The sequence below is a fragment of the Pseudomonas linyingensis genome (assembly GCF_900109175.1).
GTDB classification, from domain to species: domain Bacteria; phylum Pseudomonadota; class Gammaproteobacteria; order Pseudomonadales; family Pseudomonadaceae; genus Geopseudomonas; species Geopseudomonas linyingensis.
This window is the reverse complement of the sequence record NZ_FNZE01000030.1, coordinates 1-17,939: the sequence shown is the minus strand read 5'-3', so window position 1 is coordinate 17,939 and position 17,939 is coordinate 1. Positions and strand designations below refer to the sequence as shown.

Below are 17,939 nucleotides of genomic sequence, written 5' to 3'. Positions count from 1 at the left end.
TCAGCTCGCGCAGCGGCTCGACGGCCACCCCGCTCGCCTCGGCGCCGCGCAGGGCGGCGGCCAGTTGTTCCAGGGTCTGTTGGGTCACGCTCATGAGTTGCCTCGAATAGTGACGAAGGAAGGAAAAGCGCGGCGGCCGGCTCAGTGGCCGAGGAAATCCAGCACCAGGCGGTTGAATCTGTCTGCGTGCTCCCATTGCGCCCAGTGGCCACAGCGGTTGAACACGTGCAGCTCGGCGCTGGGCAGGCCGGCGAGCAGGCGCAGGCCGGTGTCCATCGGCACGAAGCGGTCGTTGCTGCCCCAGATGACCAAGGTCTGCGCCTTGATCTCGGCGAGACGCGGGCTGAAGTCGGGGAACTGCTTGGGGTTGGCCGCCAGGCTCTTGACGAAGTTCTCCAGGTGGTCGCGACGGTTGAGCATGTTGTCGAGACGGGCCTGGAACAGCTCCTCGGTGAGGTCGCTGGTGTCGTAGACGAAGACGTTCATCATCTTCTTCAAGTTTTCGATGGTCGGCTCGCGGTACAGACCCTGCAGCAGCTTGATGCCTTCGGTGGGCATCGGCGTGAACGGGCTGGCGCCGCCGGTGCCACCGCCCATCAGCACCAGCTTGCCGACCCGTGCGGGGTTGGCCAGGGCGAAGGCCACCGCACTGTGGCCGCCCATGGAGTTTCCGATGATGTGCACGCGGTCCAGGTCGAGGGCGTCGAGCAGGCCCTTGAGAGCGGTAGCGTTGAGGTCGGAACGCGAGCCGCTGCAGACGATCGGGTCGCTCCTGCTCCAGCCCGGGCAGTCCATGAGGATCACCCGGTAGCCGGCCTTCACCAGCGGCTCGATATTGCGGTTGAAGTTGGCCCAGCCGCTGGCGCCGGGACCGGAGCCGTGTAGCATGACCACCGTTTCGCTGCCCACGCCGCAGTCGTTGTAGTGCAGCTGCAGGTCGAGGTCGCCCTCATGGATGCGGACGAATCTGCTGGTGGATGCCTCGGTCGGTGCCTGGGTGGTTGCCGTCATCGCGTGCTTGCCTCAATCCGGATTGTGGCGCGCAGCGGCCAGGCCGAGGCATGGCCGCTGCGCGCAGTTGGGAACTGCTCGTGCCGCCTCAGCTCGCCGGCCGGGCGCTGAGCGAGCCAAAGCCGGCGATCCATTCGGGGATCGGCCGGTAATAGCGGTCGCTGGCTTGATAGGGACCGAAAGCGGACAGGGCGGCGAAGGCCGCCACCCAGGTCTTCACCTCATGGGTGGACCTGCCGGCTAGCGCAGACAGCTCGGCGTTGCCCAGCGCATCCAGTTCGGTGATACGCCCCTCGCTCAGCATGTCGAGAAACTGCTGATCCCACTCGGGGTTGAGCGGATGCAGCGTGTTCGGGTCGCGGCTGAAGCGCTGGGCGGCAAGGATCACCCGCTGCTGGCGGGCTTCGCGCTCGTCGGCAGGCAGGTGGCGGCCGCTGCCCATCAGCCGGTCGGCCATGCGGGCGTCGACCTTGGCCAGCTCCGGTACCGGTGGCTGATGCGACAGTCCTCCTGAACCGAGGAACAGCACCCGCTTGTTCAGCGTGCGAGCAAAGCGACCGATGGCCTCGCCGAGCAGGCGGGCGCGCTGGAAGCCCGGTAGCGGTATGGCCACTGAATTGATGAAGACGGGAATTACCGGACACCGATCCAGCCCGCCGAGCAGTTGCTCCAGCGGCTGGGCGAAACCGTGGTCGACCTGCATGCGGTAGGACACGGCGGCATCCACCCCCGCCGCCAGCACCGCATCGGCGCACGCCTCGGCCAACTCGCGCGGCACGTCGAGCACGCCGGCGGCAGTGCCAAAGTCGCCGATGGCATGGGCTGCCATGCCGATACAGAACGACGGCATCACGTCATAGAAGAAGCCGTTGAAATGGTCCGGCGAGAACAGGATGACCAGCTCCGGCGAAAAATCGGCGATCCGCTGACGAGCCTTGGTCACCACGTCAGCGATCTCGGCCAGCACGACCGGCTCAGGGTCGAAATGCCCCATCAATGGCGTGTGCGACAGGCATTGCAGATAGGCGCTCACTTCAACGCCCCCTGCCCGCCCACACCGCAATGGCTAGCGCAGATTTCACTGGCGATGCGGCCCAGACCGCGCTCGGCGCCAGCAAACTTCAGGACAACGTGATGCATCGCGTCTTTCACGGGCGAATCTCCCCAGGCTGATGACGGCAGGCTGCCGTTGGTTGCACCGGACGGTGCCGGGCTCGCTGAGCATCGCCCCGAACGTTTCGCCTGGTGCAACACCGACTCGGCGGCCGCCCCTGCTGATCGCTCGTTGGCGCTGACATGCCCGCAATCTTAGGGAGGGCGTTCGGGGCCAGCGCTCCCCTGAGTCACGGCGCTATCCCGTCAGCGCAAAATCCTGCCCGCCCGAAGTGTCGGAGCGCGAGCCCTGGCCATGCCGGGATGGACCGGCAAGCGGAGGTTGCGGATGGGTGCTCGGGGGTGGAGTGGCAGACGGTCGAAGCAGGTTCCTGCACTTCTCGGATAGCGGCAGCGGTCATGGGATAGCCCTGCGCTGAAGGCGCCTCTAGGTTGAGCCGTCACCAAGCCGTAAAAACAACAACAAAAGGCCTGAGCACGCCAGCGTGCTCCTCCTGGATGTCAGTATTTGACAGAGGGAATCCATCATGCCCGACCACACCGCCAGACACTTTCCGTCGGAAATTCAGCGATCAGCCGCGATGCTGCGCCATAAAGCGCGCAAGTCTGCAGAGTTCGCCGCACAAGCAAGCCTCGATCACCATTGGCACAACGCTTGCTTTGCTGCCAGTGACTCCTGATCGCGCTTTAGCGCGAGCAGGTTCTCCCTCCGATTGGCTGAAGCACACAAACTCCGTGAACAACGCTATCGATAGTCTCGCCCTGGACTTCAGTTGCCACCAATCCGGCGATCTGGATGAGACCCGGCAACTGGTGGCAGGCATCTTCTGCGACCACAGACTTCATCAGCAGTCTGGCCTGGAGCACTTGTCCTATCACCATCAGCATTGGAAAACCGAACACTTGAGCTTCAGCCAGATGAGCTACGGTGCAGCGGTGAACATCGAGCCGGGGAGTCTTGAGCGCTTCTTTTTGGTGCAGATTCCGTTGGCAGGCTCGGATCAGCAACAGGCCGGTAGCGACTATTTGCTCAGCCACGCGGGATACGCCACGGTGCATTCGCCCGAAGACCATCTCGCCATGAACTGGAGTAGCGACTGCCGGAAAATCGTGGTGCGTATCGAGCGCAATGCCCTGGAACGGCATGCAGTCAGCCTGCTGGGACGCCGCCCTCGCCAGCCGCTCGGATTTCAGGTGGGCATGGATTTGTCGAGAGCCGCGGGCCGCGCCTGGAGCAACATGGCTCATTGCGTATTCGAAGAGCTGCAACGTGCTCCCCACTTGTTCGAGGCGCCGCTGATTCGCACGCAGTTCGAACAGACGCTGATGACCACGCTGTTGCAATGGCAGCCGAACAATCTGCAGGGCGAAGGGCATGAGCACAAAAACAAGGTGCTGCCGCGCTACGTCAAACTGGCCGAAGAGTACCTGCAGGCCCATCCGGAGCAGCCCATCACCGCGGAGATGCTGGCGAACCTGACCGGTGTCAGCGCTCGCTCACTGTACAGCGGATTCCAGAGCTTTCTCGGCATGAGTCCCATGCGTTACCTGCGCGATATCCGCATGGAGCGGGTACGCCAGGACCTGCTCGACCCGCACAAGCCGCGCAGCGTCACCGAAATAGCCACCCACTGGGGCTTCTTCCAGCTGGGCCGTTTCGCCACTGAATACCGTAATCGCTTCGCTGAGGCGCCCCGCGAGACCATCCTCAAAAGGCACTGAAAGTCGTCAAATCTGCTCAACATGACGATAAACGCAGCCTGAACACCCTCCCGGCAAATAACTGCACTTTGCGCATACTCTCTGCATTGCACGCATAGTTGCCGTCCTTCCCGTTGCTCCACATTGGCATCGCCCTCCCGCAGGGGGGCTCCACCAATAGCCGTCAACGGAGCAACGAAGCATGCGCAAGATCACCATCATCGGAGCCGGCCAGGCCGGCCTGCAACTCGGCATCGGCCTGCTTGGCCAGGGCTATGCAGTCCGCATCGCCTCCAACCGCAGCGCCGAACAGATCGGCGCAGGCCGCGTCATGTCCAGCCAGTCCATGTACGACATGGCACTGGCCTTCGAGCGTGAACTCGGGATCGCCTTCTGGGACCAGGAGTGCCCGCCCACCGACGGCGTGCACATGCGCGCAGGCAGCGGCGATCAGCTGCTGATCGACTGGCGCGGACTGATGTGCGCACCGGGGCAATCGGTGGACCAGCGCATCAAGATGCCGGTGTGGATGGCCGAGTTCCAGCGTCGTGGCGGCGAACTGGTGATCGAGGATGCCGGCATCCCGGAGCTGGAGCGCTACGCGCAGACCAGCGACCTGGTGATCGTTGCCACCGGCAAGGGCGAGATCGGCAAGCTGTTCGAGCGCGACAACGAGCTGAGCCCGTTCGACGCCTCGCTGCGCACCATTTCGCTGACCTACGTGCACGGGATGAAGCCGCGCGAGGACTTCTCCGCACTCAATATCAGCATCAACCCGGGCATCGGCGAACTCGTCAACTTCCCGGGCATGACCCTGTCCGGCCCCTGCGACATCATCAACCTCGAGTGCATTCCGAATGGTCCGATGGATCGCTGGCACGAGGTGAAGACCCAGGAAGAACACTTGGCGCTGGCCGTACAGATGATCGAGGAGTACTTCCCCTGGGAAGCCGAACGCTGCCGGAACCTGCGCCTGACCGACGACCAATGCACGCTGGTGGGGCGCGTAACCCCGACCGTTCGCAAGCCGGTCGGCTACCTGCCCTCCGGACGTACCGTGCTCGGCATGGCCGATGTCCTGGTCCTTAACGATCCCATCACTGGCCAGGGCTCCAACAACGCCAGCAAGTGCGCCAACGTCTACATGCAATGCATCCTCGACCAAGGTGAGAAGGCCTTCGACGACCAGTGGAAAAACGCCACCTTTGCGCGCTATTGGGACTACGCCCAATGGGTGGCCAAGTTCACCAACACCCATCTGCTGCCGCCTACCGAGCCGGTACTCAAGGTGCTCAGCGCCTGTGGCCGCCTGCCGCAGCTGGCAGCGCACTTCTCCAACGCCTTCAACGATCCGAAGATGCTCACACCCTGGTACTACGACAACGAGGAAGCCGAGCGCTTCATCGCCTCCTTCGCCAGCCAAGCCGCCTGAGGGGGAGCCATGACCATAAAAGAATATAAACGGCACGGCCTGCGCATTGCGGCCAGCGCCGTAGCCCTGTGTGCGCTTCCCTGCAGCATCGCCCAGGCGACCCAGGGCACCATGCCCCACGGCTACGGGGTGAAATCCGAAGGCATGGGCGGCGTGGTGATGGCCCTGCCGCAGGACGCCCTGGTTGGCGCATCCAACCCTGCGGGCATGGTGCAGGTAGGGGATCGCCTTGACCTCGGCGTAGCGTTCCTCAAGGTCGACCAGGGCGCCGAGTTCGCCGGCACGGACTACGAGGCCTCCCACGACCGGGATCTGTATGTGATCCCCCAGCTCGGCCTGAACAAGATGCTCGACGAGCGCAGCAGCATCGGCCTCAGCCTGGTGGGCAATGGCGTGGGGACCGGCTACGCCAGCTCGGACAATATCGGCGGCCTGCAGAGCCCCGGCTCGGAATTCCAGCAGATGGTCGGAACCCTGAGCTATTCGCGGCAACTGAATGAGGTGCACAGCGTCGGTGTGGGACTGCTGCTGATCCGCCAGGCGCTGGATATCGACGGCACCGGCAGCATCGGCCTGCCCGAGGGGCGCGACGTGGCCTATGGTACGGGCTTGCGCCTGGGCTGGATGGCCAGGCTCAACGATGAACTCACCTTCGGCGCCAGCTATGCCACCCGTGGCTACATGTCGAAGATGGACCGCTTCGAGCATCTGCTGGCCGAAGACGGCGACATGGATATGCCGGAAACCTATGCCATGGGCCTGGCCTATCGAAAGGGCCGGCTGACGCTTGGGCTGGATGTGCAACGCATCATGTGGGGCGACGTCAAATCCCTCGCCAATCCGGGCGTCGGGTCCGCAACCGGCGCCCCCGGCAGCTCCAACGGCCCCGGCTTCGGCTGGCAGAACCAGACGGTGTGGCGTGCGGGTGCGGCCTACGACGTACTCCCCGAGCTGACACTGCGTGCCGGCTACAACCACGGCAGCAAACTCATCGACAGCAAGGACACCTACCTCGGCCTGCTGGCGCCGTCCGCCAACCGCCGGCATGCGACGGCGGGGGCTACCTATCGCCTCAGCAAAGACCACGAACTGTCTGTGGCCTACGCTCGCTCGTTCAAGGAGAAGGTCAAGGGCGACGGCCCGGGGCCGGACGGCCTGACCAACGTCTACATGGGGCAACACTGGCTGTCCCTGAGTTACGGCATCGCGTTTTAGGGGGTGGTATGAAGATGATCGCAGATAAAGAGTTACGACTGGCATTGGGCAACTTCGCGACCGGCATCACCATCGTGACCACCCAGGACGACCGGCAGCAACCGATCGGCGTGACCGCGAGCAGCTTCAACTCGGTGTCGCTGAGCCCACCACTGGTGCTCTGGAGCATCGCCAAGAGCGCCTACAGCTACACCAGCTTCGCCCAGGCCGAGCACTTTGCCGTGCATGTGCTGGGGGCGGATCAGGCAGCACTCTCTGACCGCTTCGCGAGAGCCTCCACCGACAAGTTCGCCGGGCTCAATACCGCTACGGGACTTGGCGACGTGCCACTGCTACACGGCTGCCTGGCGCGGTTCGAGTGTGCGACCGAGCATCGCTACGATGGCGGTGACCACATGATCATCGTCGGTCGGGTGCTACGTCTGAATCTGCCAGACCCTCAACGCGAACCATTGGTGTTCTTCAAAGGGAATTACGCGACCTTGAGAGGAAGTAATCAGGCCGCCTGAGGAAAACACGTGCGCCCCTGTGCATGGTGCAGGAGCGCATGCTCAGACCTGAATAGTCAGCACCGGCTATCCGGCGCAGTTCAGGAGTGCGCGATGATGCGTAACCACATCAAGAAACGATGCGCGGGAAGCCGCGCATCGTCTGGCGGGCGGGCGGGCGGGCGGGCAACGTGACCCCAGACAACCGCGCTGATCGATCAGTGCAGCTTTGCCATTGACGAACACCCCAACGGCCTCAGTGACGCTCCAGCGCGGTCACCAGATCGCGGAAGGCTTCGCGATTGTGCTCGTTGAGTCCCATGAGGATGCGGTGCGCTTCCAGTACCTTGGCCTTCACCTGCTCTTCGGAAACATCCTGCGGCGGCAGGTCGCTCAGACACTCGGGACAGGGCAGCGGCGTCCCCAGGATATTGAACACCTGATCGAAGCCCATCGATTCCAGCAGGCGAGTGATGTCCGGGTTGGTGGTCACCAGGGCCGGCAGCAGGCCGACCTTCTGCCGCGAGAGGATGGACAGCTTGGCCAGCAGACCGAGGGTGGTGCTGTCGATGCTGGACGTCTCCGTCAGATCGATGACGATCGACGAAAAGTTGCGCGCGCCGAAGATCTTCTCGATGGTGGCATCGAGTGCCGAACACAGGGTCAGACGGACTTCACCGACAAACTTGAGAACGAAAGTGCCTTGCTGCTCGGCAAACTGGATCTTACCCGTACTCATGCAAACTTCCTGCTCAGCACCAGCAAGGCGATATCATCCGGCATCTCGCCGAGGTTGGCCAGCCCGAACACCCGGCGCAAGCCTTCCAGACTGCCGCCTGCCTGGCAGACCAGTTGCGGCAGGATCGCCTCCTTGTCCTTGAGCGTCTCGCCCGGCAGCAGGTCGAAGATCCCGTCGGAAAACAGGGTGAGGCTGAAACGTTCCGGCAACATCAGTTCGCGATCCTCGTAGGTCGCCTGTTCGAACAGACCGACCGGCAACCCGCGCCCCTCGAGATAGCGCGCCTGTCCATCACTGTAGAACACCGGCAACGGCAGATGCCCGCCAACGCTGTAGGTGAGCTTGCCGGTACTCTCGTCGATCACCCCGCCGAGCATGGTCACATGCTTGCCCAGCTTGCAGTTGATCAGACCACGGTTGATGTGGCCAAGCACCTGGGAGGGATGGAACTCCGGCAGCGGGCGATTGCGGTAGCGCCGCGACTCGTAGAGCAGGCGCGTGGTCATGAACTTGAGCAGCACGGTGACGAAGGCCGAGGAGGCTCCGTGTCCGGAGACGTCGGCCAGGTAGAAGCCGATTCGCCGCTCGTCGACACGGAAGTAGTCGACGAAGTCGCCGGACAGGTACAGCGAAGGAATGATCTGGTGGGCAAAGTGGAATTCACCGGCCTCCCAGGGCGTCACCGGCAACATGTTCATCTGCACATGACGCCCGGCATTCTGGTCTTCCTGGAGCAGGCTCAGGCTGGCCTGCAGCTCCCGATTGGTCGACTCGAGGCGCTCGCGGTAGCGGCGATTTTCCTGACGCAGACGTGCGCGGTCCAGCGCCCGGCGCACCGAATGCTCGAGCATGCCCGGATCTTCCAGTGGCTTGACCAGATAGTCGGCGGCGCCCAGGCGCAGGGCCTCGACCGCATCGCTCATCACCCCGGCCGCGGAGACCACGATGACCGGCACGTCGCTGTCGAGTTCGGCAATCCGCTGAATCAACCCCCGACCATCGAGCTCCGGGGTGTTCAGGTCGCAGATCACCAGATCCGGCTGCTCCTGCTCGAACAGCTCCAGGCCGCGACGGCCGGTGGCCGCTTCCAGCAGGCAGAAACCCGCATCTTCGAGGCAGGCGCACAGGCTGGCGCGCACCTTTTCGTCGGCATCAATGACCAGCAGCTTGGCACTGATTGTGTGCATGAATCATCCAGGCAAACGGCGCCGCATGCGGCTCAGAAGACAGGTTGAACACATCGGTCGCCTGCGGCTGCCGATATATGGCGCGACACTACTCGCATCGGCATCGGCGTTCAAGCCGGGCGCCGGGTGCGGATATATATGCTTACAGTGTCCTTATGCCGCATCCCTGCAGGCTGCTACGCCCCATCCTTAGAAGTCGTCCTCGACCTGGCCATCCTGCACCTTGAACTCGCGGTTCTGCAGGTAAGCATTGCGGATGAACAGGTACTTGTCGCCGCTGATGACCTTCTCGGCCGACAGCAGATCGGCGCGAGTGTCGACCACATCGACGGCGCGGGTGGTGTTGCGCGTCGGCACATGGTCGATCGCCCCGTAGAACGAGTGCAGGCTGTCGACCGCCAGGCCCGAGGCATCACGCGGCGAACTCGGCCCGAAGAACGGCAGCATCAGGTAGGGTCCACTGGAGACGCCCCAGGCACCCAGGGTCTGACCGAAGTCCTCGTCGTTGCGCTGCAGGCCGGCATGCCGGGCCACATCGAAGAAGCCTGCCACACCGACCGTGGTATTGATCAGGAAGCGCGCGGTATCGACGCCGGCATCATGGAGCTTGCCCTGCAGGGTGTTGTTGGCGAAGTTGCCAACCTCGCCGAGGTTGGCGAACACGTTGCCGATGCCATCCTCGAGGAACTGCGGGGTCACCGCCTGGTAGCCGCGCGCCAGCGGCTTCAGCGCGTAGGTGTCCAGGGTGTCGTTGAACACGAAGATCGGCCGATTGAAGGACTCCCAGGGGTCCTCCTCGCTGGCTTGGGTGACGACGGGCAGCAGCGCCAGGCCTGCCATGGCCAGCAGGAGCAGGGAATGCCTCACCCCGTTCGCGCAATGATCACGCATGTACTTGTCTCCTTGAACTTCCAGCATGAGCGGCCGTCTCGACCGACCATATTTCAGGCGCGCAGTATATGCTTGTCGAAATTTTTTGCAGCCACTACCGACCGATGAGCCTTGATGCGGATCACCCGCAAAGCCGCGCGGTAGGTTAGTCTTGCAGATATAAGGCTGGCCGTCGCAGCCGCCGGCCCGGACCACCGCAGAAGGAAGATCGCAATGCCCGAACGCCAACTCCAGCAGCAACTGCAAGACCTGCGCAACCAGCTGGCCGAGGATCCGCCGCTGAGCGACGAGGACAAGGCCGCGCTGATCGAACTGATGAGCGAAATCGAGGTGCAGCTGGCCCGCGAGATCGCCAGCGAGCCGGATGCCAGCCTGGTCGACGGCGTCAACCTGGCGGTGGAGCGCTTCGAGGTCAGCCACCCGACCCTGGCCGTGAGCCTGCGCTCGATCCTGCAGAGCCTGGCCAACATGGGCATCTGAGTTTCGCCTGCAACAAAAAAGCCGGCCTGGGAAACAGGCCGGCTTTTTCATGTTCGCAGCATGCGCCGCCTACTGGCGCACCAGGCGGCGGTTGTCCGGACTGACCGCGTGGGTGCTGCGGTACGGATTGATGTCCAGCCCGCCGCGGCGCACGTAGCGCGCATGCACGGTCAGACGCTCGGGCTGCAGCAGGGCCTTGAGATCGAGGTAGATACGCTCGACGCACTGCTCGTGGAAGTCGCCATGCATGCGCAGCGACACCACATAGGCCAGCAGCGCGGCGCGATCCAGCGCCGGACCGGCGTAGTCGATGACCACCGTACCCCAGTCCGGCTGACCGGTGACCGGGCAGTTGGACTTGAGCAACTGGCTGTGCAGGGTTTCGCTGACCAGCCGCGAACGGTCGCAGACCAGCAGCCCGGCATCCGGCGGGCCGTAGTGGTCGATGGCGATGTCCTGCTCGTCGATGCATTCGCCGGCCGGGCGCGTCACGCCCTCCGCGGCCACTTCATCCAGGCTGCGCACGCGCACCGCCACCGGCGCGCCGGCGGCGGCCGACAGGTCGCGCGCCAGCACCTCGACCAGCGCCTCGCGACCGGCGAAGCGGGTCTGGTTCAGCGAGTTGAGGTACAGCTTGAACGACTTGGACTCGATGATGCAGGGCGAGTGCGCCGGAATGGCGAACTCGCCGATGGCCACCACCGGCTTGCCCTTTTCGGTCAGCCAGGACAGCTCGTAGCAGTTCCACAGATCGACGCCCTGGAACGGCAGCGCCGCCGGATCGATGCCCAGCTCGATCCACTTGGGCGCGCGCGGGATGGGAAACAGCAACTCGGGGGCATACTCGGCCACGTACTCGGTGGTCTTGCCCAGAGGGGAATGATGGACGTCTTGCGCCATGGCCTGCTCGATCAGCGTGAAAAACGGCCAATCCTGACGGCATGCGCCGGTCAAGGCAAGTCCGCACGGCGGATCGCCGCTCACGACTCCAGCGGCCGGCCCACCGGTACCAGCCGCCGCAGCTGGCGGTACAGCACCGGGATCACCAGCAGCGAGAACAGGGTGCCGAGCAGCATGCCACCGACGATCACCAGGCCGATCTGCCGACGGCTCTCGGCGCCGGCACCGCTGCCGAGCACCAGTGGCAGCGCGCCGAGCACCGTGGCCGCGGTGGTCATCAGGATCGGCCGCAGGCGCAGCACCGAGGCCTCGAGGATCGCCGTGCGCAACTCCTCGCCCTCGCGCAGCAACTGGTTGGCGAAGGCGACGATGAGGATGCCGTGCTTGGTGATGATGCCGATCAGGGTGACCAGGCCGACCTGCGAGTAGATGTTGAGGGTGCCGCCGAACAGCTTGAGCGCCAGCAGCGCACCGACCATCGACAGCGGCACGCTGAGCAGGATGATCAGGGGGTCGACGAAGCTCTCGAACTGCGCCGCCAGTACCAAATAGATGAACGCCAGCGCCAGGGCGAAGATCAGCACCATGCCGCTGGCCGACTCCCTGAAGTCGCGCGAGGTGCCGGTGTAGTCGAACTGGGTGGCGGGCGGGAAGATCGCCCGCGCCCGCGACTCCAGATGGTCCAGCGCCTCGCCCAGGGTGTGCCCGGCGCCGACGTTGGCGGTGACGGTCACCGCGCGCAGCTGGTTGAAGTGGTTGAGTTCGCGCGGCGCCACGCTCTCCTCGACGCGAATCAGGTTGGCCAGCTGCACCATGCTGCCGTCGGCGGCGCGCACATGGACCCGGTAGAGGTCGTCGGGGTTGCTGCGGTCGATGCCCTCCAGTTGCACCAGCACGTCGTACTGCTCGCCGCCGCGCTTGAAGCGGGTCACCTGGCGGCTGCCGAACAGGCTTTCCAGACTGCGACCGATCACCGCCACGTCGCTGCCTACCGCCACCGCCTGCTCGCGGTCGACGTCGATGCGCAGCTGCGGGGTGTTCAGGCGCAGGTCGCTGTCCAGGCTCTCCAGGCCCGGATAGTCGCTCAGCGCCTCGAGCAACCGCTCGAGGTACTGCTCGATCTCGGCGTAGTCCAGCGAGGAGCGGATCACCAGGCTCACCGCCTGCTGGCGGGCGCTCTGCCCGAGAGGCGGGCGGTTGATCGGGAAGGCACGGATGCCGGGAATCTCCAGCATCTGCGGCAGGATGGCGCTGCGGATGGCGAACTGGCTGCGCGCGCGCTCGTCCCAGTCCTCCAGCTTGAGGAAGGAGATGCCCTGGGCCACGGTGGGAAAACCGACGATCAGCAGGTAGCGGTTGGCCTCGGGCACCCCGGCGTAGACCGCCTCCAGCTGCTCGGCGTGGCGGCTGGTGTAGGCCAGGGTGGCGCCATCCGGAGCGCTGATGCTGCCGACGATGGTGCCGGTGTCCTCGGTCGGCGCCAGCTCGCTGCGCAGGGAGACGAACAGTGCAGCGCAGGCCAGCAGCACACCGAGCAGCAACGGCAGAATCCACAGCGGGCGGTCCAGCCACCAGCCGAGCTGGCGGCGGTAGCCACGGTGCATGGCCTCCAGGCCGTCCTCGATCAGTCGGTAGGCGCGACCGTGGCTCCGGGCGTCGCGGGGGCGCAGCAGGTGGCCGCACATCATCGGCGACAGGCTGAGGGCGACGAAGCCGGAGACCAGCACCGCGCCGGCCAGGGTCCAGGCGAACTCGGTGAACAGCCGCCCGGTGTTGCCCTGGATGAAACCGATCGGCGCGTAGACCGCGGCCAAGGTCAGGGTCATGGCGATCACCGCGAAGGCGATCTCGCGGCTGCCCTTGAAGGCCGCCTGCAACGGCGCCATGCCCTGCTCGATGTGACGATGGACGTTCTCCAGCATCACGATGGCGTCGTCCACCACCAGGCCGATGGCCAGCACCAGGGCCAGCAGGGTCAGGGTGTTGACGGTGAAGCCGAGCGCGGCCATCAGGGCGAAGGCGCCGATCAGCGACACCGGGATGGTCACCAGCGGGATCAGGGTGGCGCGCAGCGAGCGCAGGAACAGGAAGATGATCAGGATGACCAGCGCCACCGCCTCCCAGATCGCCGCGTAGACGTTGGCGATGGATTCGCGGATGAACAGCGAGTTGTCGTTGGCCACCGCCAGCTGCATGCCTTCGGGAAGCACGGCGAGGACCTCCTGCCACTCGCGGGCCAGGCCGTCGGAGATCTCCAGCGGATTGGCGGTGGCCTGCTTGATCATCCCCAGCGACACCGCCTGGCGGCCGTTGTAGCGCACCACGCTACGCTCGTCGCGGGCGCCCAGTTCGGCGCGACCGACGTCGGCCAGGCGCAGCAGGTAGCCGCCGGCGTCGGCGAGGATCAGCTGCTCGAACTGCTCGGCGCTGCGCAGGTCGGTCTCCGCCAGCACACTGAACTCGCGCTGGCGCGACTCGATGCGCCCGGCCGGAATCTCCACGTTCTGCCGGCGCAAGGCGTCCTCGACGTCCTGCACCGTGAGGTTGTGCGCGGCGAGCTTCTCCGGATCGAGCCACAGGCGCATGGCGTAGGTGCGCGCACCGCGGACCTGCACCTCGGCGACCCCTGGCAGCACCTGCAGGCGGTCCTTGAGCAGGCGCTCGGCGACGTCGGTGAGCTCCAGCGCGTTGTGGCTGTCGCTGTACAGCGCCAGCCAGATTACCGGGAAGGCGTCGGCCTCGACCTTCTGTACCAGCGGTTCGCTGATCTCGTCGGGGAGCAGCGCGCGCACCCGACCGAGGCGATCGCGCACGTCGTTGGCGGCCTCGTCGGCAGAGGTCTGCAGGCGGAACTGCGCGGTGATCTGGGTGTTCTCGGAACGACTGATCGAGGTGACGAAGTCCAGCCCCTCGATGCCCGACAGCACGTCCTCGATCGGCTGCGCGACCTGCGACTCCATGATCTCCGGGCTGGCGCCGGGATAGCTGACGTTGACCGTGACGATCGGCACGTCGATGTTGGGATACTCGCGCACCGCCAGACGCTGCCAGGCGAGCAGGCCGACCAGCACCACGACCAGCGACAGCACCCAAGCGAACACCGGGCGGCGGATGCAGGTGTCGGCGACGATCATGCGCCCTTCCCCGCCTCGCGGGTTCGCACCGCCATGCCCGGGGCGACCTTGTGCCAGCCGGCGCTGATCACGCTTTCCGTGCCGTCCAACCCCTCGCGGATCTCCACCAGACCGTCGCGGCGCCGGCCCAGCTGCACCGCGCGGCGCTCGACGCGGCCGTCGACCACCAGGTTGACGTACTGCTGGGCTCCCAGCGGCATCACCGCCTCCTCGGGTAGCAGCACGGCCTGTGGCCGCTCGGCGAGGATCACCCACAGGCGCACGAACTGCCCCGGGTGCAGGCGGCCGTCGGCGTTGGCCACTTGGGCGCGCACCGCCTGACTGCGACCAACCTCGTCGAGACGCGGGTTGAGGGCGTAGATGCGCCCAGCAAAGCGCTCGCCGGGCCAGGCGTCGACGCCCAGCTCCACCGCCTGGCTGCGGCGCACCTGGCTGACCGCCCGCTGCGGGATGCGGAACTCGACCTTCAGCGGGTCGAGCACCTCCAGGTTGACCAGATCCTGGCCGGCCTCGACGTAGTCGCCGACGCTGACCTGACGCAGGCCGAGGGTACCGGCGTGCGGCGCACGCAGGCGCGTCTTGTCCAGGCGCGCCTCGGCCAGCTGCACGCTGGCCAGCGCCGCGCGCTGCTGGGCGCGCGCCTGATCGAGGGCCTGGGGATTGCTGGCGCCGCGTTGGAACAGCTGCCGGGCGCGCTGCAGACTGCGCTCGGCCAGCTCCAGATCGGCCCGTGCCTGGGCCAGCTCGGCGCGGCTCACCGCATCGTCGAGGCTGACCAGCAGGGCGCCGGCCGCGACCCGCTCGCCTTCCTGGAAATGCAGGGCGGCGATGCGCCCGTCGATCTCCGGGCGCAGCAGCACCGACTCGTCGGCCAGCAGCGAGCCGAAGGTCAGCAGCTCGTCGCGCACCAGACTGCGCTGCGGCTGCACCACCTCGACCAGGGTGGCGGGCTGCTGCGCGGCCAGCCAGCCGGGTAGCAGGAGCAGCAGGGCGACGAGCAGGACGCGGGACATGGGCAGGATCCTCGCCGGCGGAGCATCCTGTTCAGTCTATCCCGCCCGGGCGATCCCTCGCGGCCGGCGGGCGGCAAGATGTGTCGGCATGTTGCCCGTCACTGGCGCATGCCGATGCCGCGACTGAGCAGCTGATAGCAGGCGGTGTACAGCACCGCGGCGGCCAGCAGCATCAGGCCGAGGGCTGTACCGATATGGATGTCGGAGACGCCGAGGATGCCGTAGCGGAAGGCATTGACCATGTGCAGGATCGGGTTGCCCAGCGACACCGTCTGCCAGAACGGCGAGAGCATGCTGATCGAGTAGAACACGCCGCCCAGATAGGTCAGCGGTGTCAGCACGAAGGTCGGAATGATCGAGATATCGTCGAAGTTGCGCGCATAGACGGCATTGATGAACCCGCACAGCGCGAAGATGGTCGCCGCCAGCAGGATCACCATCACGGTGACGCCGGCATGGTGCACCCGCAGGTCGGTAAAGAACAGCGACAGCGTGGTGACGATCGCCGCTACCGCCAGCCCGCGCAGCACGCCGCCGAGGACGAAGCCGACCAGAATCACATGCGGCGAGGTCGGCGATACCAGCAACTCCTCGACCGAACGCTGGAACTTGGCGCCGAAGAAGCTCGACACCACGTTGCCGTAGGAGTTGGTGATCACCGACATCATGATCAGACCGGGGACGATGTACTCCATGTAGGAGAACCCGCCCATGTCGCCGATCTGCCGGCCGATCAGGTTGCCGAAGATGACGAAGTACAGAACCATGGTGATCGCCGGGGGCAGCAGGGTCTGTGGCCAGATGCGGGTGAAGCGGCGCACTTCCTTGCGCACGATGGTTTGCAGGGCGACCCAGTTGGCACGCAGTTCGACAGACATTCACTGGCCTCCGGCGAGATTCTTTTCCACCAGGGAGACGAACAGCTCCTCCAGGCGGTTGGTCTTGTTGCGCAGGCTGAGCACCTCGACACCCTGCGCGGCGAGCTGGGCGAACAGCTCGTTGAGGCCCTGGCTCTTCTCCACCTGCACCTCGAGGGTCAGCGGATCGACCAGCTGGGCCGGATAACCGGTCAGCGTCGGCGCCGCGGCAAGCGGGCTGCGCAGATCGAACAGGAAGGTCTCCACATGCAGCTTCATCAGCAGCTCGCGCATGCTAGTGTTCTCGACGATGCGGCCGTGGTCGATGATGCCGATGTTGCGGCACAGCTGCTCGGCCTCCTCCAGATAGTGCGTGGTGAGGATGATGGTGATGCCCTGCCGGTTCAGCTCGGTCAGGAAGGTCCACATCGAACGGCGCAGTTCGATGTCGACGCCGGCGGTGGGCTCGTCGAGGATCAGCAGGCGTGGCTGGTGGATCAGCGCGCGGGCGATCATCAGGCGGCGCTTCATGCCGCCGGAGAGCATGCGCGACGGCACGTCGCGCTTGTCCCACAGCCCCAGCTCGGTGAGGTAATGCTCGGCACGCTCGCCAGCGATACGCGCCGGAATGCCGTAGTAGCCGGCCTGGGCGACGAGAATGTCGAAGGCCTTCTCGAACTGGTTGAAGTTGAACTCCTGCGGCACCACACCGAGGCAGCGCTTGAGCCCCGACGGATCGCGGTCGAGATCGTGACCGAACACCTCGACGCGGCCGCCGGTCTTGTTGACCAGGGTGGAGAGAATACCGATGGTGGTCGACTTGCCCGCCCCGTTGGGGCCGAGCAGGGCGAAGAAGTCGCCTTCGGCGACATCCAGATCGATGCCCTTGAGGGCTTGGAAGCCGTTGCCATAGGTCTTGGTCAACTGGCGAATGGTCAGTGCGGGGGTCATGGGAGAGGCACGCGCGGGAAATCGAGTGCACTAGATAGGGGCTTGCAGACCCAAATGCAACCTCAAGCCCCATCTGTACCGGCATTTGCGGGCGCTAATCGCACCGATTGCAGCTGCTATACTTGTCCGCCGTTTTACTGCCGGATCCTGCCATGGCCACCACCTACATCGACCATCACCTTGCCCTGCTCGTCCATCTGCGCACCATCCTGGCCGCCCTGGGCGAAGCTGAACAGGTGCCGGAAGAGAACCACGCGCTGTTTCTCGAGCGCTTCGACGAGCTGCTGGCCGAGCTGCCGCGCCAGCCCGAAGACGCCATGACCCAGGGCCAGGAACTGATCGTCCAGGTGTTCCACCGCTACCCGCAGATCGCTCACCTGATCCCGCGCGACCTGCTGTGGTTCTTCGGCGGCGACTGCCTGCACTACATGCCGGACGAGGAAATCGAGTTGTATCAGCAACTCGACGAGCGCCGCTTCGCCGCCGAGGAGGATGACGAGGAGTTCGACTGGGAGCGCGAGAAGCAGCTGCTCGCCCTGCCGGACGACAGCCCGCGCCACTGAGCCGCCGGCAACCTCCCCCGACTCCAGCAAGTCGGGGGCTGTCCGCCGGAGCCGTCCACCTGAAAAACGCGCACAAAAAAAGACGCCACCCGAAGGTGGCGTCTTTTCATATCTGGAGCGGGAAACGAGACTCGAACTCGCGACCCCGACCTTGGCAAGGTCGTGCTCTACCAACTGAGCTATTCCCGCAGTGTCCCTTTCGGGCGATCAGGCGTTTTACCGCCTGCTGATCCTCGGCTTTCGCCGGTGGATCGCGCCACGCTT

17 protein-coding genes, 1 tRNA gene and 1 pseudogene are annotated in these 17,939 nt (G+C 65.2%); 7 read left to right on the top strand and 12 right to left on the bottom strand.

Annotated features, from left to right (window positions below):
- The 3 genes and pseudogenes from BMZ19_RS22310 to mhpB form a co-directional block, all read right to left on the bottom strand.
- Positions 1-94, bottom strand: a pseudogene (locus tag BMZ19_RS22310) (2-keto-4-pentenoate hydratase); the annotation flags it as partial.
- Positions 95-141: 47 nt separating this feature from the next.
- On the bottom strand, positions 142-1,011 hold the full coding sequence (locus tag BMZ19_RS21725) for an alpha/beta fold hydrolase (RefSeq protein ID WP_090313810.1): 870 nt from the start codon (positions 1,009-1,011) through the stop codon (positions 142-144).
- 88 nt (positions 1,012-1,099) lie between these two features.
- Entirely contained in the window at positions 1,100-2,044 is a 945-nt protein-coding gene (gene mhpB / locus BMZ19_RS21720; RefSeq protein WP_090313808.1) for a 3-carboxyethylcatechol 2,3-dioxygenase, read from the bottom strand.
- A gap of 607 nt (positions 2,045-2,651) precedes the next feature.
- Here mhpB and BMZ19_RS22745 point away from each other — a divergent pair.
- The 5 genes from BMZ19_RS22745 to BMZ19_RS21700 all read left to right on the top strand — a co-directional run bounded on the left by BMZ19_RS22745 (position 2,652) and on the right by BMZ19_RS21700 (position 6,981).
- Positions 2,652-2,804, top strand: coding sequence for a hypothetical protein (locus BMZ19_RS22745; protein WP_244517301.1), 153 nt, complete (start codon positions 2,652-2,654; stop codon positions 2,802-2,804).
- A 55-nt stretch (positions 2,805-2,859) separates the two neighbouring features.
- A complete protein-coding gene (locus BMZ19_RS21715; RefSeq protein WP_244517300.1) occupies positions 2,860-3,846 on the top strand; it encodes an AraC family transcriptional regulator in 987 nt (328 codons plus the stop codon).
- Positions 3,847-4,027: 181 nt separating this feature from the next.
- A complete protein-coding gene (locus BMZ19_RS21710; protein ID WP_090313804.1) occupies positions 4,028-5,257 on the top strand; it encodes a styrene monooxygenase/indole monooxygenase family protein in 1,230 nt (409 codons plus the stop codon).
- Positions 5,258-5,266: 9 nt separating this feature from the next.
- On the top strand, positions 5,267-6,472 hold the full coding sequence (locus tag BMZ19_RS21705) for an OmpP1/FadL family transporter (protein ID WP_090313802.1): 1,206 nt from the start codon (positions 5,267-5,269) through the stop codon (positions 6,470-6,472).
- A gap of 8 nt (positions 6,473-6,480) precedes the next feature.
- The gene (locus BMZ19_RS21700) at positions 6,481-6,981 is read left to right on the top strand and encodes a flavin reductase family protein (protein ID WP_244517299.1); all 501 of its coding nucleotides are present in this window, start codon (positions 6,481-6,483) and stop codon (positions 6,979-6,981) included.
- 235 nt (positions 6,982-7,216) lie between these two features.
- On the opposite strand, the gene rssC is transcribed toward BMZ19_RS21700, so the two are convergent.
- From rssC to BMZ19_RS21685, 3 genes are all read right to left on the bottom strand, one after another.
- Complete coding sequence (gene rssC / locus BMZ19_RS21695; RefSeq protein WP_090313800.1) at positions 7,217-7,699, bottom strand: anti-sigma factor antagonist RssC; 483 nt, start codon at positions 7,697-7,699, stop codon at positions 7,217-7,219.
- Positions 7,696-8,886, bottom strand: a complete 1,191-nt coding sequence (gene rssB / locus BMZ19_RS21690; protein ID WP_090313798.1) for a two-component system response regulator RssB — start codon at positions 8,884-8,886, stop codon at positions 7,696-7,698. Before rssB ends, rssC begins: the two co-directional genes overlap by 4 nt.
- A 189-nt stretch (positions 8,887-9,075) precedes the next feature.
- Positions 9,076-9,777 (bottom strand): MlaA family lipoprotein, encoded by a 702-nt coding sequence (locus BMZ19_RS21685; RefSeq protein WP_090313796.1) that lies wholly within the window; start codon positions 9,775-9,777, stop codon positions 9,076-9,078.
- 213 nt (positions 9,778-9,990) lie between these two features.
- On the opposite strand from BMZ19_RS21685, the gene BMZ19_RS21680 reads away from it, so the two are divergent.
- Positions 9,991-10,257 carry a DUF4404 family protein gene (locus BMZ19_RS21680; RefSeq protein WP_090313794.1) on the top strand — a complete coding sequence of 89 codons (267 nt, stop codon included), beginning with the start codon at positions 9,991-9,993 and terminating at the stop codon, positions 10,255-10,257.
- Between the two features lie 69 nt (positions 10,258-10,326).
- Here the strand turns inward: BMZ19_RS21680 and queF are convergent, their stop codons facing one another.
- From queF to BMZ19_RS21655, 5 genes are all read right to left on the bottom strand, one after another.
- On the bottom strand, positions 10,327-11,157 hold the full coding sequence (gene queF, locus BMZ19_RS21675; RefSeq protein ID WP_090313812.1) for an NADPH-dependent 7-cyano-7-deazaguanine reductase QueF: 831 nt from the start codon (positions 11,155-11,157) through the stop codon (positions 10,327-10,329).
- A gap of 80 nt (positions 11,158-11,237) precedes the next feature.
- Positions 11,238-14,291 carry an efflux RND transporter permease subunit gene (locus BMZ19_RS21670; RefSeq protein WP_090313792.1) on the bottom strand — a complete coding sequence of 1,018 codons (3,054 nt, stop codon included), beginning with the start codon at positions 14,289-14,291 and terminating at the stop codon, positions 11,238-11,240.
- Positions 14,288-15,304, bottom strand: coding sequence for an efflux RND transporter periplasmic adaptor subunit (locus BMZ19_RS21665; protein ID WP_090313790.1), 1,017 nt, complete (start codon positions 15,302-15,304; stop codon positions 14,288-14,290). Before BMZ19_RS21665 ends, BMZ19_RS21670 begins: the two co-directional genes overlap by 4 nt.
- A 98-nt stretch (positions 15,305-15,402) precedes the next feature.
- Complete coding sequence (locus tag BMZ19_RS21660; RefSeq protein ID WP_090313788.1) at positions 15,403-16,182, bottom strand: ABC transporter permease; 780 nt, start codon at positions 16,180-16,182, stop codon at positions 15,403-15,405.
- Complete coding sequence (locus tag BMZ19_RS21655) at positions 16,183-17,112, bottom strand: ABC transporter ATP-binding protein (protein ID WP_090313786.1); 930 nt, start codon at positions 17,110-17,112, stop codon at positions 16,183-16,185.
- Between the two features lie 152 nt (positions 17,113-17,264).
- Between BMZ19_RS21655 and BMZ19_RS21650 the strand changes: the two genes are divergently transcribed.
- Positions 17,265-17,675: a PA2817 family protein gene (locus BMZ19_RS21650; protein ID WP_090313784.1), complete on the top strand. Its 411-nt coding sequence runs from the start codon at positions 17,265-17,267 to the stop codon at positions 17,673-17,675.
- Positions 17,676-17,788: 113 nt separating this feature from the next.
- Here BMZ19_RS21650 and BMZ19_RS21645 read toward each other — a convergent pair.
- Positions 17,789-17,864 (bottom strand) — tRNA-Gly (locus BMZ19_RS21645).
- Positions 17,865-17,939 lie beyond the last annotated feature (75 nt).